Source organism: Azospirillum halopraeferens DSM 3675 (assembly GCF_000429625.1).
GTDB lineage: Bacteria > Pseudomonadota > Alphaproteobacteria > Azospirillales > Azospirillaceae > Azospirillum > Azospirillum halopraeferens.
In genome coordinates, this window is sequence record NZ_AUCF01000012.1 from 35,027 (window position 1) to 56,850 (window position 21,824).

Annotated in this window: 22 protein-coding genes; 20 read left to right on the forward strand and 2 right to left on the reverse strand. The window is 71.7% G+C overall.

Features of this window, described 5'->3' with window-relative positions; all coding sequences use genetic code 11:
• The first annotated feature begins 65 nt into the window (after positions 1 to 65).
• The 6 genes from G472_RS32880 (at position 66) to G472_RS0112825 (ending at position 7,580) form a co-directional block, all read left to right on the forward strand.
• Positions 66 to 1,922 (forward strand): thiamine pyrophosphate-binding protein, encoded by a 1,857-nt coding sequence (locus G472_RS32880; protein ID WP_245593474.1) that lies wholly within the window; start codon positions 66 to 68, stop codon positions 1,920 to 1,922.
• Between the two features lie 60 nt (positions 1,923 to 1,982).
• On the forward strand, positions 1,983 to 2,951 hold the full coding sequence (locus G472_RS0112805; RefSeq protein ID WP_029008722.1) for a tripartite tricarboxylate transporter substrate binding protein: 969 nt from the start codon (positions 1,983 to 1,985) through the stop codon (positions 2,949 to 2,951).
• Positions 2,952 to 3,023: 72 nt separating this feature from the next.
• A complete protein-coding gene (locus G472_RS0112810) occupies positions 3,024 to 3,491 on the forward strand; it encodes a tripartite tricarboxylate transporter TctB family protein (protein ID WP_029008723.1) in 468 nt (155 codons plus the stop codon).
• Positions 3,492 to 3,503: 12 nt separating this feature from the next.
• Positions 3,504 to 5,057 (forward strand): tripartite tricarboxylate transporter permease, encoded by a 1,554-nt coding sequence (locus G472_RS32885; RefSeq protein ID WP_084536615.1) that lies wholly within the window; start codon positions 3,504 to 3,506, stop codon positions 5,055 to 5,057.
• Positions 5,054 to 6,511 carry an aldehyde dehydrogenase family protein gene (locus G472_RS0112820; RefSeq protein ID WP_029008724.1) on the forward strand — a complete coding sequence of 486 codons (1,458 nt, stop codon included), beginning with the start codon at positions 5,054 to 5,056 and terminating at the stop codon, positions 6,509 to 6,511. The genes G472_RS32885 and G472_RS0112820 overlap by 4 nt, the downstream gene beginning before the upstream one ends.
• Positions 6,489 to 7,580, forward strand: a complete 1,092-nt coding sequence (locus tag G472_RS0112825) for an AbrB family transcriptional regulator (RefSeq protein ID WP_029008725.1) — start codon at positions 6,489 to 6,491, stop codon at positions 7,578 to 7,580. The genes G472_RS0112820 and G472_RS0112825 overlap by 23 nt, the downstream gene beginning before the upstream one ends.
• A 15-nt stretch (positions 7,581 to 7,595) precedes the next feature.
• On the opposite strand, the gene G472_RS0112830 is transcribed toward G472_RS0112825, so the two are convergent.
• Positions 7,596 to 7,907, reverse strand: a complete 312-nt coding sequence (locus G472_RS0112830; RefSeq protein WP_029008726.1) for a hypothetical protein — start codon at positions 7,905 to 7,907, stop codon at positions 7,596 to 7,598.
• An 88-nt stretch (positions 7,908 to 7,995) separates the two neighbouring features.
• Positions 7,996 to 8,379, reverse strand: coding sequence for a ribbon-helix-helix domain-containing protein (locus G472_RS32890; RefSeq protein WP_051340753.1), 384 nt, complete (start codon positions 8,377 to 8,379; stop codon positions 7,996 to 7,998).
• A 150-nt stretch (positions 8,380 to 8,529) separates the two neighbouring features.
• Between G472_RS32890 and G472_RS0112840 the strand changes: the two genes are divergently transcribed.
• From G472_RS0112840 to G472_RS0112905, 14 genes are all read left to right on the forward strand, one after another.
• Complete coding sequence (locus G472_RS0112840) at positions 8,530 to 8,925, forward strand: helix-turn-helix domain-containing protein (protein WP_342667946.1); 396 nt, start codon at positions 8,530 to 8,532, stop codon at positions 8,923 to 8,925.
• Between the two features lie 137 nt (positions 8,926 to 9,062).
• Positions 9,063 to 9,812 carry an SDR family oxidoreductase gene (locus G472_RS0112845; RefSeq protein ID WP_245593475.1) on the forward strand — a complete coding sequence of 250 codons (750 nt, stop codon included), beginning with the start codon at positions 9,063 to 9,065 and terminating at the stop codon, positions 9,810 to 9,812.
• 120 nt (positions 9,813 to 9,932) lie between these two features.
• Positions 9,933 to 10,745, forward strand: a complete 813-nt coding sequence (locus G472_RS32895) for a DeoR/GlpR family DNA-binding transcription regulator (RefSeq protein WP_051340754.1) — start codon at positions 9,933 to 9,935, stop codon at positions 10,743 to 10,745.
• A gap of 4 nt (positions 10,746 to 10,749) precedes the next feature.
• Complete coding sequence (locus tag G472_RS32900; RefSeq protein ID WP_035692281.1) at positions 10,750 to 11,901, forward strand: MFS transporter; 1,152 nt, start codon at positions 10,750 to 10,752, stop codon at positions 11,899 to 11,901.
• Positions 11,902 to 12,001: 100 nt separating this feature from the next.
• Positions 12,002 to 12,808 carry a FadR/GntR family transcriptional regulator gene (locus tag G472_RS32905; RefSeq protein ID WP_245593476.1) on the forward strand — a complete coding sequence of 269 codons (807 nt, stop codon included), beginning with the start codon at positions 12,002 to 12,004 and terminating at the stop codon, positions 12,806 to 12,808.
• A gap of 48 nt (positions 12,809 to 12,856) precedes the next feature.
• Positions 12,857 to 13,651, forward strand: a complete 795-nt coding sequence (locus tag G472_RS0112865) for an enoyl-CoA hydratase/isomerase family protein (RefSeq protein WP_029008729.1) — start codon at positions 12,857 to 12,859, stop codon at positions 13,649 to 13,651.
• Entirely contained in the window at positions 13,641 to 14,468 is an 828-nt protein-coding gene (locus G472_RS0112870) for an ABC transporter ATP-binding protein (protein ID WP_029008730.1), read from the forward strand. The genes G472_RS0112865 and G472_RS0112870 overlap by 11 nt, the downstream gene beginning before the upstream one ends.
• Before the next feature lie 37 nt (positions 14,469 to 14,505).
• A complete protein-coding gene (locus G472_RS0112875) occupies positions 14,506 to 15,390 on the forward strand; it encodes a branched-chain amino acid ABC transporter permease (protein WP_029008731.1) in 885 nt (294 codons plus the stop codon).
• Positions 15,391 to 15,394: 4 nt separating this feature from the next.
• Entirely contained in the window at positions 15,395 to 16,438 is a 1,044-nt protein-coding gene (locus tag G472_RS0112880; RefSeq protein WP_029008732.1) for a branched-chain amino acid ABC transporter permease, read from the forward strand.
• A 36-nt stretch (positions 16,439 to 16,474) separates the two neighbouring features.
• Entirely contained in the window at positions 16,475 to 17,653 is a 1,179-nt protein-coding gene (locus G472_RS0112885; RefSeq protein WP_051340755.1) for an ABC transporter substrate-binding protein, read from the forward strand.
• A gap of 4 nt (positions 17,654 to 17,657) precedes the next feature.
• Positions 17,658 to 18,497 carry an ABC transporter ATP-binding protein gene (locus G472_RS0112890; RefSeq protein ID WP_051340756.1) on the forward strand — a complete coding sequence of 280 codons (840 nt, stop codon included), beginning with the start codon at positions 17,658 to 17,660 and terminating at the stop codon, positions 18,495 to 18,497.
• Positions 18,494 to 20,311: an AMP-dependent synthetase/ligase gene (locus G472_RS0112895; RefSeq protein WP_029008735.1), complete on the forward strand. Its 1,818-nt coding sequence runs from the start codon at positions 18,494 to 18,496 to the stop codon at positions 20,309 to 20,311. Before G472_RS0112890 ends, G472_RS0112895 begins: the two co-directional genes overlap by 4 nt.
• A 27-nt stretch (positions 20,312 to 20,338) precedes the next feature.
• Positions 20,339 to 21,472: a thiolase family protein gene (locus tag G472_RS0112900; protein ID WP_029008736.1), complete on the forward strand. Its 1,134-nt coding sequence runs from the start codon at positions 20,339 to 20,341 to the stop codon at positions 21,470 to 21,472.
• Between the two features lie 67 nt (positions 21,473 to 21,539).
• Positions 21,540 to 21,797 (forward strand): type II toxin-antitoxin system VapB family antitoxin, encoded by a 258-nt coding sequence (locus tag G472_RS0112905; RefSeq protein WP_029008737.1) that lies wholly within the window; start codon positions 21,540 to 21,542, stop codon positions 21,795 to 21,797.
• The last annotated feature ends 27 nt before the right edge of the window (positions 21,798 to 21,824 follow it).

Here is a 21,824-nt window from a genome sequence, read left to right on the forward strand (position 1 = left end):
TTCCGCTGAACGGTTCGGAGCACACACTGCCGGGGTCACGACGAATCACGAACAGCGGTCCATCCATGAACGACATCCGCCGCTCCATCGCCCCGCCCGCCGGCGCACCCTCCGGTGCTCCCTCCGGCGCCATGGAGGACCTCGAGCGCCCGCAGCCGGCAGGCGGCGGTCCGGCGGCCTGGGGCAGCGACCCCATAGCCGAAACCCTGCGGGCGCTGGAGCTGCCTTACATCGCCCTGGTGCCGGGCTCCAGCTTCCGCGGCCTGCACGATTCCCTGGTCAACCACCTCGGCAACCGGGCGCCGCAGATGGTGCTGTGCCTTCACGAGGAGCACGCGGTCGCCATCGCCGACGGCTATGCCCGGGTCACCGGCCGGCCCATGGCGGTGGCGCTGCACGCCAATGTCGGGCTGATGCACGCGGTGATGCCCATCTACAACGCCTGGTGCGACCGCGTTCCCATGGTGGTGCTGGGGGCCAACGGCCCGCTCGACGCCCACAAGCGGCGACCCTGGATCGACTGGGTCCACACCTGCCGCGACCAGGCCGCCATGGTGCGCCATTGCCTGAAGTGGGACGATCAGCCGGCCTCGGTGGAGGCGGCGGTGGAGGCGGTGCTGCGCGCCCACCAGATCACCACCACGGCCCCCCACGGCCCCACCTACGTCTGTCTCGACGTCAGCGTTCAGGAAGCGCCGCTGGACGGACCCATCCGCGTGCCGCCGGTCGCCCGGTTCGCCGCCGCCCCGCCGCCCGAGGCACCGGCCGCGGTCGTGGCGGCGGTGGCATCGGCCCTGCGCGGCGCCCGCCGGCCGGTGCTGCTGTTCGGACGCGGCAGCCGCGACCCGGATGACTGGAACCGCCGCATTGCGCTCGCCGAGGCAACGGGTGCCGCCGTGCTCACCAGCATGCACAACCCCGCCGTCTTCCCCACCGACCACCGGCAGCACCGGCTGCCGCCCTGCGGTGAGCGGCGTTCCGACGCGGAACGGGAATTGATCGCGGCGGCCGACCTGATCGTCAGCTTCGACTGGCTCGACCTGGCCGGCTACCTGCGCTCCTGCACCGGACAGGCGCAGACCTGCGCGCCCATCGGCGTGCCGGTGGTCCACTGCTCGCTGGACTCCCTGCTCGCCAACGGCTGGAGCATGGACCACCAGGCGCTGCCGGCGGTGGACGTGCCCGTCCTCGCCCATCCCGACCGCTTCACGGCGCAACTGCTGGATGCCCTGCACGGCCATCACCCCGACACAGCCTGGGATTTCGCCGCCCCCCACTGGACCGCGCATCTGCCCGCACAGCCGCAGGGCGACCCGGCGGACCGCATCGCGCTCGGCGACTTCGCCATGGCCGTGCGCCGCTTCGGGATGGAGCGGCCGGTGACCTTCGTGCGCCTGCCCCTGGGCTGGCCACGGGCGGCCAGCCACTTCACCCACCCGCTGGCCTATCTCGGCAAGGATGGCGGGGCCGCCGTGGGGGTCGGGCCGGGGCACGCCGTGGGGGCGGCGCTGGCCCTGCGCGGCAGCGGCCGCATCGCCGCGGCGGTGCTGGGTGACGGCGACCTGCTGATGGGCATCAACGCCCTGTGGACCGCCAGCCACCTGCACCTGCCCCTGCTGATCGTGGTCGCCAACAACACCTCGTACTTCAACGACGAGCTGCATCAGGAAACGGTTGCCCTGGCCCGCGAGCGTCCGGTGGAGAACCGCTGGATCGGCCAGCGCCTGGCCGACCCGGAGGTGGACATCGCAGCCATGGCCCGCGCCCAGGGTTTCGAGGCCATCGGACCGGTGCGCCGTGCCGCCGATCTGGCCGCCGCCCTGGACGTGGCCGCTGAACGCGTCGCCGCGGGCGGCCGCGTGCTGATCGACGCCCGCATCGAACCCGGCTACGCCCACGCCTTCGGCCAGCCGGCCCCCTGACCCGAACCCGCTTCCGGCCCGCCAGAAGGCCGGATGTCTACGACCAGAGGAGGAAATCCCATGATCGCCAGGACCCTGACGACGGCGCTCGCCGCCGCCGCGTTCGCATCCCTGCCGACGCTGGCCGGCACCGCGCTCGCACAGTATCCGGACAAGCCGATCACCATGTACATCGGCTTCAATCCCGGCGGCGCGGTCGACACCACCGCCCGCCTGATCCAGAAGAACCTGGAGAAGGAACTGGGCGTGCCCATCGTCGCCGTTCAGAAGCCGGGCGGCGGCGGCACGGTCATGGCCACGTCGCTGCTGCACGCCAAGCCCGACGGCTACACCATCGGCATGGGCGCCAGCGCCGCCTACGCGCTGGACCCGCTGCTCAACTCCGACATCAAATACACCATCGACGACTTCGACCACATCGCCACCGTATCCTATCCCCAGGATGCCCTGGTGGTGAGGGCGGACGCCCCGTGGAACAACTACGCCGACCTGATCAAAGATGCCAAAACGCGGGGAAAGGCCCTGTCGCTGTCGTCGCAGGTGTCGGTGTCGCGCCTGATGGCCATCGCCATGGAGGAGGCCGAGGGCATCAGGATCGACGTGGTTCCGGTCAAGGGCGGCTCCTCGGGCATCCAGCAGGTTCTCGGCGGTCACACCGACATGACCTGGGGCGCGTCGGGCTGGCACCCCCAGGTGAAATCCGGCGCCATGAAGCCGATCCTGTCGCTGGGCTACAAGCGCAACCCCGATTTTCCCGAGATCCCGACCCTGATGGAGCTGGGGGTCAACTACGCCTTCGTGGACACCTTCATGCTCTCCGCTCCCAAGGGCCTGCCGGCCGGTGTGCGCGACACGCTGGCCAGGGCCGTCGAAGCCGCCCTGACGGAGGAGCTGCGCCGGGAGCTTCAGGAGAAGATGTATCTCTCGGCCGATTACCGGAACCCGGAGGAGACGGTGAAGTACCTGCACATGCAGCGCGAGCAGGTGAAGCCCTTCGTCGCGAAGATGCTGGCGGCGGACGCGAAGTAAGGGGCGACGCGCCCTCTCCCGCATCGGGGAGGGGGCGCCGTCTCCGACCGACAAGGGGGATCGGGGCATTCCATGCGCAACGCCGACATCGCATCCGGCGCCGTCCTGCTGCTGCTCGGGCTGGTCACCCTGATCTGGGTGATCCCGGCCGAGGTCAGCGGCCGTTCCGACTACGGACTTCCGCCGGACTTCTTCCCGCGCGTGCTGGCCTGGCTGTTCATCGCGCTGACGGCGCTCCTGGTGGCGCACCGCCTGCTCGCCCGACGGCGCGGCCGGCCGGAGGCGGAAACCGACCGGCCACCCATGCGGGGTGCCGACTGGGCCTTCATCACCGGCGCCGCGGCGGTCTTCGCCGGGCTCTATCTGGTGATGGCGCACATCGGGTTCGTGGCGGCCGGCGTCATCGCCGTCGCCGTCGTCGGCACGCTGATGGCGGGCTGGCGGCCCCACCCGCTGCGTCTGGCGGCTCTGGCACTGATCGCCCCGCCGGTCGTCTACTGGGTGTTCAAGCACCTCTTCATGGTTTACCTGCCGGCGTAGGGGCGGCTCGACATGGAACAGATCCTCGCCGGGGTCAGCGACGCGTTCACGCTCGTCAACCTCTTCTACATCGCCTTCGGCGTCCTGATGGGCATCATGGTCGGGGCGGTTCCCGGCCTGAACGGGCCCATGGCCATCGCGGTGGCCGTGCCCCTGACCTTCTACATGACGCCGCTGGCCGCCATCGCCTTCCTGATCGGCATCAACAAGGGCGGTACCTTCGGCGGCTCCATCTCCGCCATCCTGCTGAACACGCCGGGATCGCCGGAATCCGCGACCACCGCGCTGGACGGCTACCCGCTGGCGCGCAAGGGCAAGGGGCTGAAGGCCCTGAAGATGGCGCTCTACTCGTCGGTCTGCGGCGATCTGTTCAGCGACCTGGTGCTGTTCACCGTCGCCGCCCCGCTGGCCCTGATCGCCCTGCACATGGGCCCGCCGGAACTGGCGGCGGTCTTCGCCTTCTCGCTGACGATCATCGCCGGCCTGTCCGGGTCGTCGCAGATCCGCGGGCTGGTGGCCGCCGTCGTCGGCGCCTTTCTCGCCACCGTCGGTCTCGACATCGAAACCGCCCAGCCCCGCCTGACCTTCGGGTCGAGCGACCTGATCGACGGCATCCCGATCATTCCGATGACCATCGGCCTGCTGGCCCTGTCGGAAATCCTGATCCAGATCGAGGCACACGCGCTCGGCCGGGAGAAGGGCACCCACGCGCTGAACGCCTTCTCCCGCACCCTGCCGTCGGAAGACCGGCGGGTGAGCTGGGCGGAGTTCAAGGGGTGCCTGCGCACCATCGCCCGTTCCGCGCTCATCGGCACCGGGGTGGGGGCCGTACCGGGCATCGGCGCCATCGTGGCGGGCTTCCTCGGCTACGGCGCGGCGCGGCGCGCCTCGAAGACGCCCGAAGCGTTCGGCACCGGCAAGCTGGAGGGCATTGCCGCCACCGAAGCGGCCAACAGCGCCGTCACCGGCGCCAACCTGATCCCGCTGCTGTCGCTGGGCATCCCCGGCAGCCTGTCGGCGGCCATCCTGATCGGCGCCTTCCTCATCCACGGCGTCGACCCCGGCCCGCTGGTCTTCACCGAGCATCCTCAGCTCATCTACGGCATCTTCGCCGCGATGTTCCTCGGCAACATCATGAACTTCCTGATCGGCAACGTCGGCCTGCGCCTGTTCGCGCTGATCGTCCACGTGCCGAAATGGATCATCCACCCCGTCGTCGTCGTCCTCTGCCTGGCCGGCGCCTATGCCAACGGCAACACCATGTTCGCGGTTGCGGTGATGATGGTGTTTGCGGTGCTCGGCTACTTTATGCGCAAGTTCCAGTTCTCCTACGCCACCTTCATCATCGGCTTCGCGCTGGGTGAGAGCTTCGAACAGTCGGTCCGCCAGTCCGTGATCCTGTTCCGGGACCGGCCGGCCGCCCTGCTGGAGCATCCCATCGTCCTGCTGTTCGCCGCCCTGACCATGTTCGCCCTGTGGCGCATCGCCCGCACCGCGCGGCGCAGCCCCGGCGGCCCGCAGGCCGGTCCCGACACCGGCGCCGCCGAAGGAGCCCTGACCCGATGAACGACATCCTGCCCGTCCGGCGCGACCTCTACTATGGCGGCGCCTGGCACGCCCCGGTGGACGGCGGCTACGCCGACTGCATCGCCCCGGCCACCGGCGCCGGCCTCGGCCCGGTGGCCCGCGGCGGCCCCGCCGACATGGCGGCCGCCATCGAGGCGGCGGACGCCGCCTTCCCCGCCTGGCGCGATACCCCGCCGCTGGCGCGCGCCCGCCACCTGCGCGCCATCGCCGACACCATGCGCGCCCATCGTGACGAGCTGGCGCTGGTCGACGCCGTCGGCAGCGGCAACCCCGTCTCGGCGATGCTGAAGGACGTGGACATCGCCACGGCGGCGCTCGACTTCTTCGCCGGGCTGGTGACGGAGATGAAGGGGGACAGCATCCCCATGGGACCGGCGGCCCTGAACTTCACGGTGCGCGAGCCGCTGGGGGTGGTCGGCCGCATCATCGCCTTCAACCATCCCCTGATGTTCGCCGCCGCCAAGATGGCCGCCCCGCTGGCGGCCGGGAACACGGTGGTGCTCAAGCCGGCAGAGCAGGCGCCGCTGTCCGTCCTGCGGTTCCTGGAACTGGTCGGCGATCGGCTGCCGCCCGGCGTGCTCAACGTGGTGAACGGCGGGCCGGAGGCGGGTGCGGTGCTGGCCGGCCACCGGAAGGTGGCCATGGTCGGGCTGATCGGCAGCGTGCCGACCGGGGCGGCGGTGATGGGCCAGGCCGCGAGGACCATCAAGCCGGTGATGCTGGAGCTGGGCGGCAAGAACGCCCTGATCGCCTGCCCCGATGCCGATGTGGAGAAGGTCGCCCGCGGCATCGTGGCCGGCATGAACTTCGCCTGGTGCGGCCAGTCCTGCGGGTCCACCAGCCGCGCCTTCGTCCACGCGGACATCCACGACGCGGTGGCGGAGCGGGTGCGCGCCCTGTGCGCCGCCTTCGTCCCCGGCGACCCCGCCGACCCCCGGACCACCATGGGGTCCCTGATCAGCCGGCAACAACGGGAGCGGGTGCTCGCCCACATCGCCACGGCGCGGGCCGAAGGGGCGGCGCTGCTGTGCGGCGGCGGCCCGCCGCAGGACCCGGAGCTGGCCGGCGGCTTCTTCGTGCTGCCCACGGTGTTCACCGGCGTCACGCCGGACATGACCATCGCGCGCGAGGAGATCTTCGGGCCGGTGCTGGCCATGCTGCGCTGGACCGACGAGGCGGAGATGCTGCGTGCGGTGAACGCCGTGGACTACGGCCTCACCTGCTCCATCTGGACGCGCGATCTCGACCGCGCCCACCGGCTGGCGCGCGCCGCGCAGGCCGGGTACGTGTGGATCAACACGGCGAGCGCCCACTATCTCGGCGCGCCCTTCGGCGGGGTTAAGCGGTCGGGCATCGGCCGGGAGGAGTGCCTGGGGGAACTGCTGAGCTTCACGCAGGAAAAGAACATTCATGTGGCGCTGGAAACGGCCTGAGCGGCTGGCCACCGCGGCGGGCACGCTGGCGGTGGCCACCGCCGGCGGTGCCGCGGCGGCGGCGGTCGGGCTGCCCATGCCGTGGCTGATCGGCTCTCAGGTCACGCTGTGTCTGGTGGCGCTGCTGCGCCTGCCGATCTTCGGCCATCCGCCGTGTTGGCCGCGGGCCGGGCGGGAGATCTTCCTGCCCGTCATCGGGGTGATGATCGGCGCCTCCTTCACCGCCGACGTGGTGCGGCAGATGCCGCACTGGTGGATCAGCCTCGCGGCCATCTCGGTCTTCCTGGTCGTGGCCCACCTGGCGGTCTTCGCCCTGTTCCGCCGGGTCGGCGGCTACGACCGGCCGACCGCCTTCTTCGCCGCCTTTCCCGGCGGCTTCATCGAGGCGACCGTGCTGGGCACCGAGGCCGGGGGCAACCAGCGGCTGATCCAGATCCAGCATTTCCTGCGCATCTCGCTGATCGTGCTGCTGGTGCCCCCGGTGTTCGCCTGGCTGAGCGGTCACCCGGTGGGCAGCGCCGCCGGCGCGGCGCTCAACGGCCCGGGAAGCGGGCTCAGCCTGTCGGACGCGCTGGTGCTGCTGGCCGCCGGGGCCGCGGGCACGCTGATCGGCCGGCGGCTGCGCATCCCCGCGCCGGACATTTCCGGGGCGATCGCCGGCAGCGCCGCGGTCTATCTGGCCGGGCTGGTGGAAGGGCGGCTGCCTGCCCCGGTGGTGGCCCTGGCCCAGCTCATGGTCGGCACCTCGCTGGGGGTCGCCTTCGTCGGCATCGACCACCGGGAACTCGGCCGTGCCCTGGGAATGGCCGCCGTCGCGCTGGCGGCCGTGGCGGCGCTGGGGCTCGCCTTCGCCGGTGCGCTGGCGGCGCTGGCCGGCCTGCCCCTGCCGACGACCGTGCTCGCCTTTGCCCCCGGCGGACTCGCGGAAATGAGCCTGATCGCCCTGTCCCTGCACCTGTCCGTCCCCTTCGTGACGGTGCACCACCTCTACCGGATCGTCTTCACCATCGCCGTGCTGCCCCGCCTTTACGGGCTGGTCGCCGCCGGCCCGGCCCCGCCCGGCGGGTGACATGCCGCCGCTCGCTCACGGCAGGTCCTTCAACGCCCGCCCCGTCAGGGCGCGGGCGGCATCGGCGTCGGAGCGACTGGCCCGGAAAGCGCCGATCGCGCACAGTGCAAGTCCCAGACCAAGCGCCAGGGCACCGGCGCGCAGATCGTCGGGACGCGCCGATTCGGCGGCGGCGATGAACGCCAGAATCGTCGCCACTGTCGCGACGATGCCGGCGCAGAGATTGGCCAGGGCGTGGCGGATGCACCGCCGGCCGGTTGCCCCTGCGGCAGCACCACGGGCAGCCGCGGACCGGTGCGGGGTGGAGGAACGGACGTCGCCGGGCATGGGACACTCCAGTCGGTCGAACCGTGGGGGTCACCCCCTTCGGAAAACCACCGACCGCCGGTCCGGTTCCCCGGCCAACCTCCCGACTCTAGAGGGCCGTCGACGCCGCGCCGCGCCCGAGCGGACTCCGGCGTCGGCGCCCTTCCTCCGCGTCACCGTCATCGGAGCCGGAACCGGAGCCGGAGACACCGGCGAACGGGTCGCCGACACCGTGGCCGGCGGCGCGGTGGCCGTCCTCGGTCGCCGCCGCGCGGAAATACTCCACGAGGTAGAGGCGCACCGCGGAGGTCAGGTTGAAGGACCCGCCCACGGTCTCCTTCAGGCGCCGTTCGATGCGCGACACCAGATGGTTGACGCTTATGTTCTCCCGCCGGCCGACCTCCTCGAGGGTCTGCCACAGGGACGCTTCCAGGCGCATCGACGTGCGCCGGCCATTGACGTTCAGGTTCTTTCCGATCAGCGGCTCGTACATGGCACCCTCGCGGTGGAGATTCCCATCTTCGCATACAATTGGTTTCCAGTCTGTGAACTGCTTCACACGGGCCGCATCGGAGAGCGGAATGATTGTGATTCCCCGTCCATGCTGCTAGCTTCGGCTACCATCGAATACCCCGGTATGCAAATGAGCCGGTCACAACCGCAGAGTATAGCCCTCCGACGCCGGCGCCTCGGCCTGACCCAGGGTCGCCTCGGCGCCATGGTGGACATGGATCAGGCGACCGTATCCCGCGCCGAGAACGGTATGGCGCCGGCCCAGGCCGAGGTTCTCGCCGAAACTCTGAAACGGCTGGAACGCCAGCGCGAGCAGGGTGACCAGCGCGAAGCCAACGCCTTCTGGGAAGCCGTGCCCGAGAGCCCCCACCGCGATTCCCTGCTGGAGCGTCTGGAGGCGATCGCGTCGGACCTGTTCGGCGGCTCCTACCGCGAACACGAAAACGCGATCCGCCTGCTGGACTGCCTGCCAGCCGGTATCCGGACCCGCACCCTGCGCCGTCTGCGGCGGACGAAAGGCGAGTAAGCGCGCCGGAGTCCCCGGGCTCATCCGACGCTGACGGCTACTCGTTTGCCGCGGCGCGCTGCTGCGATCACCATGGCGGTGCTCCCGGCCGGCGTCGCCGCCGGCCGGGGCATCCCAACCCGGGCGGAGACCGCAGCATGATGGATACACCCGACGTCCTTGTCGTGACCGGAGGCAGCCGCGGGATCGGCGCTGCCGTGGTGAGGTTGGCGGCGCACACCGGCTACGCCGTGTGCTTCAGCTACGGCCGCGACGCCGCGGCGGCCCGCACCCTGGAACGGGAGTTGGAGGAGAGCGGCCGGTGCGCCGTCGCCGTGCAGGCGGACGTCGCCGATCCCGCCGCCGCCCGAACCTTGTTCGATGTGGCCGAAAGGGCGTTCGGGCCGGTGACGGCCCTGGTCAACAACGCCGGCATCACCGGGCGAATCGGCCCGTTCCGGGATCTCGACTTTGCAACCCTGCGCCGGGTGCTCGACGTCAACGTCCTCGGCACCATGCTGTGCGCCGGGGAAGCGGTGCGGCGCTGGGAGCGCCGGGCCACGGCGGGACGGATGGTCAACATCTCCTCGATCGCGGCGACGCTCGGGTCACCCCACGAGTACGTGCATTACGCCGCAACGAAAGCCGCCGTCGAGGGGTTCACCGTCGGTCTCGCACGGGAAACGGCGGCGGCGGGGGTGCGGGTCAACGCCGTCGCTCCGGGCACCGTGCACACCGGCATCCACGCCGCCGGGGGCGACCCCGACCGACCGGCCCGCGTCGCCGGGCGGGTGCCCATGGGACGCGTCGGTGAACCGGACGAGATCGCCGAGGCGGTCCTGTGGCTGCTGTCGGACAAGGCCGCCTACGTGACCGGCGCGGTGCTGAGGGTATCCGGCGGGCTTTGAACATCTCCGGCGCAGAGGCAAAGGGGGGCACCGGCCGGCGCCCCCGTGGAACGACTCTTGACCGCTTCTGCACGTTTATGCATGATTGCACAAGTTTATGCACGATTGAGAGTTCTTACCATGATCCCCAGGACGGACACCGCGGGTGCGCTGCCGCAGCAGCGCCAGCGGGCGATTCTGGAGCGCCTGGCACGCGACGGCCGGGTTCTGGCCGGTGACCTGGCGCAGGTGTTCGGCACATCGGAGGATACGATCCGGCGCGACCTGCGCGACCTCGCGGCGGCGGGGCTGTGCCAGCGGGTGTACGGCGGCGCGCTCGCCGTCTCGCCCGCCTCGGGCAGCGCCGGGGAGCGGCGGGGGGAGGCGGTGCGGCGCAAGCAGGCGCTGGGCGCCCGGCTGGCGGCCCTGGTGCCGCCGGGGCGTTTCGTCTTCATCGACGCGGGCTCCACCACCCTGGCGGCGGCCCGCGCCCTTCCCGAGGGGGCGGGCATCACCGCGGCCACCCACGATCCGGTGATCGCCGCCACCCTGGTGGGGCGGCCCGGCATTGACCTGATCGTCGTCGGCGGCCGCGTGGATCCGCAGACCGGTGCCGCCCTCGGCGCAGGAGCGTTGCAGGCCGTCGCGGAGATGCGGCCGGACCTGCTGCTGCTGGGCGTGTGCGCCGTCGACGCCGGCAACGGCATCGCCACCTTCGGGTACGAGGACGCGGTGATGAAACGCCGCCTGGTCGCCGCCGCCGGGGCGGTGGCCGCCGCCGTGACCACCGACAAGCTGGCCAGCGCCGCACCGCACCTGGTGGCCCCGGCCGGCGCCCTGGCCGACCTGGTGGTGGAGGACGACGCGCCCGACGCGGCGCTGGAGCCGTTCCGGGCGCTCGGCGTGCGCATCCACCGCGCCCCCGGCGGCGGCGGCGGCGCAGAGGAGGGTTGAGGCCTTGCGCGCCATCGCCCTGCCCTCCCCCTTCGCCCTGGAACGGGCCGCCACCACCGGGGTCTTCTTCGCCAACGGCCTGGGCATCGGCGCCTGGGCCGCGGCGATCCCGCGCCTGAGCGACGCGCTGGCCCTGTCCGAGGGGCGCCTGAGCCTGGTGCTGCTGGCCTTCGCCGCCGGAGCGGTCACCGCCATGCCGCTGGTCGGGCTGGCGGCGGCGCGCCTCGACACCGGCCGGACCACCGCCGCGGCGGGGCTGGCGTTCGCCGCCGCCCTGGCCACCCTGCCGCTGGCCGGCGGCCTGGCCGCCCTGTGCCTGCTGGCCTTCGCCACCGGTGCCGCCAACGGCACCGTCGACGTGGCGATGAACGCCCACGCCAGCGGCCTGGAGGTGCGGCGCGGCCGTCCCATCATGTCGTCCTTCCACGCCGCCTTCAGCCTGGGCGGCTTCGCCGGCGCCGTGCTGGGCGCCGCCTTCGCCGGGCTGGGAGACGCCGCCGGCCTGTGGGGTCCCGCCCTGATCGCCGCCGCCGTCGTGGCGGCCGGCGCACCGCACCTGCGCGGCGGCGCCCCGGCGCCGGGGCACGGCACGCCCCTGGCGTTGCCCCGGCGCGCCATGCTGGGCCTGTGCGCCGCGGCGCTGGCCTGCATGCTGGTGGAAGGCGCGATGGCGGACTGGAGCGCTGTCTATCTGGCGACCGTCGGCGGTGCCGGCCGGGCGGCGGCGGCGGGCTACGCCGCCTTCTCCCTGTGCATGCTGGCCGGCCGGCTGACCGGCGACCGGCTGCTGCACGCGCTGGGCGCGCCGCGGGTGGTGCTGGCCGGCGGCACCCTGGCCGCGGCGGGGCTGGCCCTGGCGGCGGCGATGCCGGGGCCGGTGCCCGCCTCCATCGGCTTCGGGCTGGTCGGGCTGGGGCTGGCCAACGTCGTCCCCGCGGTCTTCAGCGCCGCCGCCCGCCAGGGCGGACCCGCCGCGGCCGGTGTGGCCATGGCGGCCACCGCCGGGTACGGCGGCTTCCTCCTGGGGCCGCCGGTGATCGGGTTGATCGCATCCGGGGCGGGCCTGCGCACCGGCATCCTCGTCCTGGCCGGAGCTGCGGCGGCGGTGGCCATGCTCGCATCATCCGTACGCAAGACAGACAATCCGCCTAATTGACAGTGTGTGGACGCTCGGTTACTTTGTCCGACAAGCATACAATCCACCCGAAGGCCGCCGGACAGAGCGGCCGGGGTGGGCGGGGAGGAGGATACCGGCCGTGGCCGCGCTGTCGGACGGGACGGAGCCCGCAGACGGGCTGTTCGGACGCATCGACCACCGCCCCGCCTACCAGCGGGTGGCGGAGGCGATCGAGCGGGAGATCATGTCGGGCCGGCTGGCGCCCGGCGCCCCCATCGGCACCGAGGCCGATCTGGTGCGCCAGTTCGGCGTCAACCGCTCCACCGTGCGCGAAGGCATCCGCATGCTGGAGCAGTCGGGGCTGATCCAGCGGGACGGCAGCCGCCGCCTGTTCGCCAGCCTGCCCCGCTACACCAAGCTGGCCAGCCGCATCAGCCGGGCGCTGGTGCTGCACCAGGTGACCTTCCGCGAGCTGTGGGAGGCTACCATGGCCATCGAGCCCATGTCGGCGGAACTGGCCTGCACCCACGCCCGCCCCGAGGTTCTCGACGCCATCGCCGGGAACCTGGAGCGGTCGCGCCGGGCGGTGGGCGACCCCGCACTCCTGGCGGAACTGGACACGGAGTTCCACGCGCTGATCGGACGCGCCTCGGGCAACCGGGTGATCGAGCTGTCGCGCGAGCCCCTGGGGCTGCTGTTCCAGCCGACCTCGCACATGCTGGCGGAGGAGGTGCCCGTCGCCCCCGCCCGCATGATCGAGGCCCACACCCGCGTCTTCGAGGCGATCCGCGCCGGCGACGTTGCCGAGGCCGGCGCCTGGATGCGCCGCCACGTCCACGATTTCCGCCGCGGCTTCGAGCGGCTGGGCAAGGACCTGGAGCAGCCGGTGGAGCGGCTCTTCCACGACCACGTCAGCGCCCGCACGCCGCCGCCGGCCGGACGCTGACGAACCGCACAACGATCCGGCGATGAACGCCGACGAGGGGAGGACAGCGTGTCGAACGAGAGCGAACCGGTCCGCCTGGACCGGGCGGGGGCGGTTGCCCGGCTGCATCTGAACCGCCCGCAGGTCCTCAACGCCATTGACGAGGCGACGGCCGCCGCCTTCCTGGAGGCGTGCCGCACGGTGGCCGCGGATGGGACGGTGCGCGCCGTGGTGATCACCGGCGAGGGGCGCGGCTTCATGGCCGGCGGCGACCTCGCCCGCTTCCGCGCCGACCCGGCGCGCGGGCCGGAGACGGCCGGGGCCATCATCGGCCCGCTGCACGCGGCGATCGAGGTGATGGCGGCCATGCGCGCACCGGTGCTGGCGGCGGTGCACGGGCCGGTCGCCGGGGCGGGGATGAGCCTCGCCATGGCCGCCGACCTCTGCATCGCCGCCGACGACGCCCGCTTCACCCTGGCCTACGCCCGCATCGGCGCCACCCCCGACGGGTCGGGCACCTATCACCTCCCCCGCCTGGTCGGGCTGCGCAAGGCCATGGAACTGGCGCTGCTGGCCGACACCATCGACGCGGGCGAGGCGCTGGCGCTGGGCCTGGTCAACCGGGTGGTCCCGGCGGCGGCCCTGGCCGGCGAGGCGGCGGCGCTGGCGGAGCGGCTGGCCGCCGGCCCCACCGCCGCGTTCGGCCGCATCAAGGACCTGCTGCGGCGGTCCTGGACCGCCACCCTGCCCGACCAACTGGCGGCGGAGGAGGAGGCGTTCCGCGCCTCGGCCGCCACCGCGGACTTCCGCGAGGGGGTGGACGCCTTCTTCGCCCGGCGGGGAGCGGACTTCCATGGCCGCTGACTCCCCCATCCTGGAGGTGGACGGGCTGACGCTGGCCTTCGGCGGCGTGCTGGCGCTGAACGGCGTCAGCTTCCCGGTGGCGCCGGGCTCGATCACCTCGGTCATCGGGCCGAACGGGGCGGGCAAGACCTCGCTGTTCAACGCCATCTCCGGCTTCTACCGGCCGCGCGGCGGTTCGGTGCGCGTCGAGGGGCGGGCCATCGACCGCCTGCACCCGCCCGAGCGCGCCCGGCTGGGCCTCGCCCGCACCTTCCAGAACATCGCGCTGTTCCGCGGCATGACGGTGCTCGACAACATCAAACTGGGCCGCCACGCCCACATGCGCACCGGCCTGCTCGACGCCCTGTTCTATTTCGGCCGCGCCCGGCGCGAGGAGATGGAGCTGCGCCGCGAGGTGGAGGAGCGGATCATCGACTTCCTGGAGATCGACCACATCCGCAAGGCTCCCGTGGGGTCCCTGTCCTACGGCCTGCAGAAGCGGGTGGAGCTGGCCCGCGCGCTCGCCATGCGGCCGCGGGTGCTGATGCTGGACGAGCCGGTGGCCGGCATGAACCGGGAGGAGACCGAGGACATGGCGCGCTTCATCCTCGACGTGCGCGAGGAATGGGGCGTCACCGTGCTGATGGTGGAGCACGACATGGGCATGGTCATGGACATCTCCGACCATGTGGTGGTGCTGAACTTCGGCCAGGTGATCGCGCAGGGGCTGCCGCGCGACGTGCAGGCGAACCCCGAGGTGATCGCCGCCTATCTCGGCTCCGGCAACGTCGACGACCTGCGCCGCCGCTTCGCCGCCGATGCCCGGAAGGTGGCGTGATGGAACCGGCGGCGGCGATGCGCGAGGGGGGCGGGCGATGACGTTCGACTGGCTCCTCCTGGCCGAGGTCAGCCTGGCCGGCCTCGGCACCGGCGGGCTCTACGCCCTGACGGCGCTGGCCTTCGTGATCATCTACAAGGCCACCCGCGTGGTGAATCTGGCCATCGGCGAGATCCTGATGCTGGGCGCCTACGCCTTCTTCGGGTTCACGGCCACCCTGGCCCTGCCCTGGTGGGCGGCGGCCCTCGGCGCCCTGGCGGTGGCCGGGGTGTTCGGGGCGGTCACGGAACGGCTGGTCATCCGGCCGATGCTGGGCGAGAGCCCCATCGCGGTCTTCATGGTGACGGTGGGGCTGGGCAGCATCCTCGTGGGGCTGGTGGAGATCCTGTGGACCGCCGATCCCCGCCGCCTGCCGGAGTTCATGCCCGCCACCCCCGTGTTCATCGGCGAGGCGTTCCTGGCGCCCAAGATCGCCTACGGCTTCCTGGTGGCGGCCGCCGTCATCACCGTCTTCATGGTGCTGTTCCGCACCTGGCGCGGCGGCGTCGCCCTGCGCGCCACCGCCGGCGACCGGGCCGCCGCCTATTCCGTGGGGATCAACGTGCCCGGCGTCTTCTCGCTGGCCTGGGTGATCGCCTGCGTGGTCGCCGCCGGGGCCGGCATCCTGGTCGGGGCGATCGGCGGCATCTCCTCCACCATGGGGGTGTTCGGCCTGTCGGTGCTGGTGGTGGTCATCGTCGGCGGGCTGGACAGCGTGCCCGGCGCCCTGGTCGGCGGGCTGCTGATCGGGCTGATCGAGGCGCTGGCCGGCTTCTATCTCGGCGGCGAGTACAAGTTGCTCGCCACCTTTTCCCTGCTGGTCGCGGTGCTGATGGTGCGCCCCTACGGGCTGTTCGGCACCCGCGAGATCGAGAGGCTCTAGCCCCATGCGCATCGCCTCCGCCAAGGAAAGCTACGCCGCCGACGAGGCCCTGTTCGACAGCGCGGTGCAGCGCCGCTGGTTCGCCGCCCTGCTGGCCGCCCTGGTGCTGTTCCCCTTCGCCGCCGACCAGTACTGGGCCTTCCTGGCCTGCCTGGCCGCCATCAACGTCATCGCCGCCACGGGGCTGAACATCCTCACCGGCTACACCGGGCTGGTCAGCCTGGGGCAGGCCGCCTTCATGGGGGTGGGTGCCTACACGGTGGCGCTGCTGGAGAACCGGCTGGGCACGCCGTTCTTCGTCAACCTGCCGCTGGCCGGGCTGGCGGCGGCAGCGGCGGGAACGGTGTTCGGCCTGCCCAGCCTGCGGGTGAAGGGGCTCTACCTCGCCATCGCCACCATCGCCGCGTCCTTCATCCTGCACTTCGTCTTCGCCAACTGGGACAGCGTGACCAACGGCGTGCGCGGCATCACCGTGCCGCCGGCCACCCTGGCGGGCATCGCGCTGGACACGCCGTTCAAGCTGTACTGGGTCATCATGCCGGTGGCGGTGCTGATGCTGCTGGGTGCCGCCAACCTGTTCCGCACGCGGGTCGGGCGCGCCTTCATCGCCATCCGCGACCGCGACATCTCCGCCGAGGTGCTGGGCATCCCGCTGCTGCGCTGGAAGCTGACGAGCTTCGCGCTGGCCTCCTTCTACGCCGGGGTGGCGGGGGGCCTGTGGGCCTATTTCTTCCGCGTGGTGACGCCGGAGAGCTTCCCGCTGATCCTGTCCATCTTCTTCCTGGCGGCGATCATCGTCGGCGGCATGGGCACCATCCTCGGCGGCATCCTCGGCGCCGTCTTCATGACCCTGGTGCCGGAAGTGCTGAAACTGCTGGTCGGCGCCGTCGCGCCGGTCTGGCCGGACGCGGTGGTGCTGCTGTCGCCGGTGCGCACCGTCGTCTTCGGCGCGCTGATCGTGGGCTTCCTGATCTTCGAACCGCAGGGGCTGGCCGAGATGTGGCGGCGCACCCGGCGCGCCTTCCACCTCTGGCCCTTCCGCACCTGACGCGCAACCGACAACAAAACGAGGGAGGAACCATTGATGCTGACACTCACGCGACGCTCACTGGGGGCGCTGGCGCTGGCCGCCGGTCTGGCGGCGGGCGGTGCCGCGCCGGCGCGGGCACAGGCGGCCGGCGACATCGTGCTGGGCGGGTCGATCCCGATGACCGGCGTCTTCGCCTTCGCCGGCATCGGCATCCACGCGGGCATCTCCGACTACGTGAAGATCGTCAACGACGCCGGCGGCGTCCACGGCCGCAAGCTGCGCTACGTCTACGAGGACACCGCCTACAAGGTCGACGCCTCGGTCGCCGCCTTCAACAAGATCGCGGCGCAGGAGAAGCCCAACCTCTACTACGGCGATTCCACCGCCTTTTCCAAGACCATCAACCCGGAGCTGGAGCGCCTGGGCAGCGCCATCATGGCCGGCGCCTCCTTCGCCACCGAACTGAACGACCCGGCCAAGTTCCCCCTGCAGTTCATGGCCGGCCCCGACTACACCGAGATGTTCGGCATCCTGCTGCGCTACATCGCCAACGAGAAGCCGAACGCCAAGGTCGCCTTCGTCCATTCCGACACCGAGTTCGGGCGCGACCCCATCGCCACCTCCGCCAGGCGGGCCGGCGAGCTGGGGCTGAAGGTGGTGGAGACCATCGTCACCCCGCCGGGCAGCGTCGACGTCTCCACCGAGGTGCTGAAGCTGCGCCGCGCCGCGCCGGACTACACCATCTTCCACGGCTACGTGCTGGCCCCCATCCCCGAGTTCATCACCCAGGCCCGGCAGATGGGCATCGCCAGCCGCTGGATGGGCACGTTCTGGAGCATGGACAACTCCATGGTCCAGCAGATGGGCGAGATGGCCGACGGCTTCATGGGCGTCATGCCCTACCGCTACTACTACGACGACGAGGGACAGGCGCCCATGCTGGCGAAGATCCGGCAGATGCGCCCGGACTACCAGTCCACCGCCTACATGCAGGGCTTCCTCACGGCCATGCTGATGACCGAGGCGGTCAAGCGCACCCTGGACGGCGGGCAGGAACTGACGGGCAAGAACCTCAAGGCCGCGCTCAACACCATCCGCGACTTCGACACCGGCGGCATCATCGGCGTGCCGATCTCCATCCCCGGCAACTCGATCCCGGTCGGGCGCATCTACCGGGCGGACGTGCAGAAGAAGCTGATGGTCCCGGCCTCCGACTGGATCACCCTGGAGTAACCCCATGCCCATCCCGGCGCAGACCGCGGCGGCACCGCCGCCGGTGCTGGAAGTCACCAACATCGAGGTGGTCTTCAAGAAGACCGTCCAGGTGCTGCGCGGCCTGTCGCTGACGGTGCCGCGGGGATGCATCGTCGCCCTGCTCGGCTCCAACGGGGCCGGCAAGTCGACGACGCTGAAGGCGGTGTCCAACCTGCTGGGGCTGGAGAACGGCGCCATCAGCGCCGGGACGATCCGCTTCGACGGGCGCCCGGTCGCCGGGCTGCCCCCCCACGAGCTGGTGCGCGCCGGCCTGTTCCACGTCATGGAGGGCCGGCGCATCTTCGAGGACCTGAGCGTGGAGGAGAACCTGGTCGCCGCCACCTACGCCCGCACCGGCCGGGCCGGGTCGGCGGCCGGGCGCTTCGACCTGGTCTACGAGTATTTCCCGAACCTGCACGAACGGCGGTCGGTGCGCGCCGGCTACCTGTCGGGGGGCGAGCAGCAGATGCTGGCCATCGGCCGGGCGCTGGTGGCGGAACCGTCGCTGATCCTGCTGGACGAGCCCTCGCTCGGCCTGTCGCCGCGGCTGGTGGAGGAGATCTTCGCCATCATCGCCCGCATCAACGCCGAGCAGGGCACGTCCATGCTGCTGGTGGAGCAGAACGCGGCGCTGGCCTTCGCCGTGGCCTCCTACGGCTACATCATGGAGACCGGCCGCATCGTCATCGACGGTCCGGTGGAGCGGCTGGCCCGCGACCGCGACGTGCGGGAGTTCTACCTGGGCCTGGGCGGGGCCGGTGGCGAGCACCGCAGCTACCGCGACGTCAAGCACTACAAGCGCCGCAAACGGTGGCTGTCATGACCGCACCCGGGATCCCGTCCCTGACCCTGCCGCAGATGCTGCGCGAGCGGGCGCGCCGCCACCCCGACCGCACGGCCCTGCGCCAGAAGGATTTCGGCATCTGGACCCCCGTCTCCTGGGGCCGCTATTACGAGCGCGCCCGGCGTTTCGGCCTGGGGCTCAAGGCGCTGGGGCTGTCGGAGCGGGGGCACGTGGGCATCCTGTCGGAGAACCGGCAGGAGTGGGTGTTCGCCCAGCTCGGCTGCGGCGTCGTGCGCGCCGTCGCGGTGGGCGTCTACGCCACCAGCCCGGCCAACGAGGTGGCCTACGTGCTGGGCCACGCCGACGCCGAATTCGTGGTCTGCGAGGACCAGGAGCAGACCGACAAGGTGCTGGAGGCCGCCGACGCCCTGCCGGCGCTGCGCCACATCATCGTCATCGACATGAAGGGGCTGCGCCACTACGCCGACGACCGCATCCTCTCCTTCGACGCCGTGGAGCGCCTGGGGGCGGAGCACGAGGCGCGCCATCCCCTGCTGGCCGACGCCCTGCTGGACGCCCAGCGGCCGGAAGACATCGGCCTGATCGTCTACACCTCGGGCTCCACCGGCAAGCCCAAGGGGGCGATGCTCAGCTACCGCAACATGCGCGCCGAGGCCCCCGCGATCATCGAGCGGCTGGGCCTGGACGAGCACGCCACCCACCTGTCCTACCTGCCGCTCTGCCATGTGGCGGAGCAGATGCTGACCACCTTCACGCCGCTCTACCTCGGCTCGGTGGTCAACTTCGGGGAATCCATCCGCACCGTGCAGGAGGACCTGCGGGAGGTGGCGCCCACCCTGTTCCTGGGCGTGCCGCGGATCTGGGAGAAGCTGCACTCCGCCATCCACATCAAGATGGCCGAGGCCGGCGGCTACCGCCGCCGCCTGTTCGAGCGGGCGCTGGCGGCGTGCGAGCCGTGGGCGGAGACGGCCCCGGCGGAACGGCCGCTGCCGGCGCGGGCGGTCTTCGCCTTCTGGTACCTGCTGGTGTTCCGGGCGCTGCTGAACTACACCGGCCTGCGGCGGACCACCGTGTGCCTGACCGGGGCCGCCCCCATCTCGCCGCTCATCGTGCGCTTCTTCCGCACCATCGGCGTGCCGCTGATCGAGGTCTACGGCCTGACCGAGACGGCCGGCATGGTCACCGGCCAGCACCTCAACGCCCGCACGCCGGGCAGCGTCGGCGTGCCCGTGGTGGGGGCGGAGTGCCGGGTGGGCGAGCACGGCGAACTGCTGGTGCGCGGCGACACCGTGTTCGAGGGCTATTACAAGAACCCGGAGGCCACGGCCCGGGCGATCCGCGACGGCTGGCTGCACACCGGCGACGTGGTGCGGATGGAGAACGGCCAGATCGTCATCGTCGACCGGCTGAAGGACATCATGATCACCGCCGGCGGCAAGAACCTCAGCCCGTCGGAGATCGAGAACGCGCTGAAGGCCAGCCCCTACGTCAAGGAGTGCATCGTCATCGGCGAGGGCCGCCCCTTTGTCGCGGCGCTGATCCAGATCGACCCGGAAACCGTCGGCAAGTGGGCGGAGGAGCAGGGCATCCCCTACACCCATTTCCGCAGCCTCGCCGAGCACGAGCGGGTGCGCGACCTGATCGACCGGGAGGTGGCGGCGGCCAACGCCACCCTGGCCCGGGTCGCCGGGGTGCGCCGCTTCCACCTGCTGACCAAGGAACTGGACCATGACGACGACGAGGTGACGGCGACCATGAAGGTCCGCCGCGCCACCATCCACGCCAAATACGCCGCCGAGATCCGGGCGCTCTACGCCGCAACCGTGCCGTAGCGCCCCGCCAGGGAGATCCGAGCACCCATGGAACACGCCTACATCGCCGCCTATGTCCGCTCCCCCTTCACCTTCGCCCGCAAGGGGCCACTGGCCGGCATGCGGCCCGATGCGCTGGGCGCCGCCGTCATCCGCGCCCTGATCGACCGCACCGGCGTGCCGGGCGACGCCATCGAGGACGTGGTGTGGGGCTGCGCCTTCCCGGAAGGGGAGCAGGGCCTGAACATCGGCCGCATCGTCGGCATGCTGGCCGGGCTTCCCCGCACGGTGGCGGGGGCGACGGTCAACCGCTGGTGCGGCTCGTCCATCCAGGCGGTGCAGATGGCGGCGGGCATGATCGCCACCGGGTCGGGCGACGCCTTCATCTGCGGCGGCACCGAATGCATGTCGCGCGTGCCCATGATGGGCTTCAACGTCCTGCCGCCGCCCGCCTGGACGCCGCAGGAGGTGTCCGACTACATCGAGGTCGGGCTGACCGCGGAGCGGGTGGCCGAGCGCTTCGGCATTTCCCGCGCGGAGCAGGACGCGTTCGGCTGCGAGAGCCAGCGCAAGGCCCTGGCAGCACAGCGCGCCGGCCGGCTGGCGGAGGAGATCGTGCCGGTGGTGCACGACGGCACGACGGTGGACACCGACGGCTGCGTGCGCGAGACGTCCATGGACAAGCTGGCATCCCTCAGGCCCGCGTTCCGCGAGGACGGCACGGTGACGGCCGGCACGTCCTCGCCGATGACCGACGGGGCGACGGCGCTGCTGGTCTGCACCGAGGGCTTCCTCGCCCGCCACGGCCTGACGCCGCTGGCGCGCATCGGGAGCTTCGCCGTGTCGGGTTGCGAGCCCGGCGTGATGGGGCTGGGCCCCATCGAGTCCTGCCGCAAGGCGCTGGCGCGCGCGCGGCTGACCATGGATGCCATCGACGTGGTGGAGATGAACGAGGCGTTCGCCGCCCAGGCCATCGCCTGCGCGCGCGAACTCGCCATCCCGGCGGAGCGGCTGAACATGGACGGCGGCGCCATCGCGCTGGGCCACCCGCTGGGCGCCACCGGCGGCCGCCTGGTCGGCACCGCCGCCCGCCTCCTCCACCGCACCGGCGGCCGCCACGCCATCGCCACCCAGTGCATCGGCGGCGGCATGGGCATCGCCATGGTGCTGGAGAGCGCTTAACGAGCGGGATAACCAACGCGGGCGTGTGCTAGCATGGCCCCCGGATGCCGAGCGGGAGTTTCCTATCGTGGCCCTGACCATCCACAGCGATGAAGCCGGCCGGCTGGCGGCCGAACCGGCCCGCCTGACGGGCGAGAGCCTGCCCGACGCCGTCACGTCGGCCCTGCGGGAACGTCTGGAACGCGAACGAACCCGGCGGGATCCCGACCGCATCGCCGCAGCGCTGCTCGAACTCGGGGACCGCTACGCGGCCCTTCCGGATCGGGATACCCGAAGCCCTGACGCAATCCTCGGCTACGACGAAGACGGAGCGCCCGCACGGTGATCGTTGTCGACACATCGGCCGTGTTGG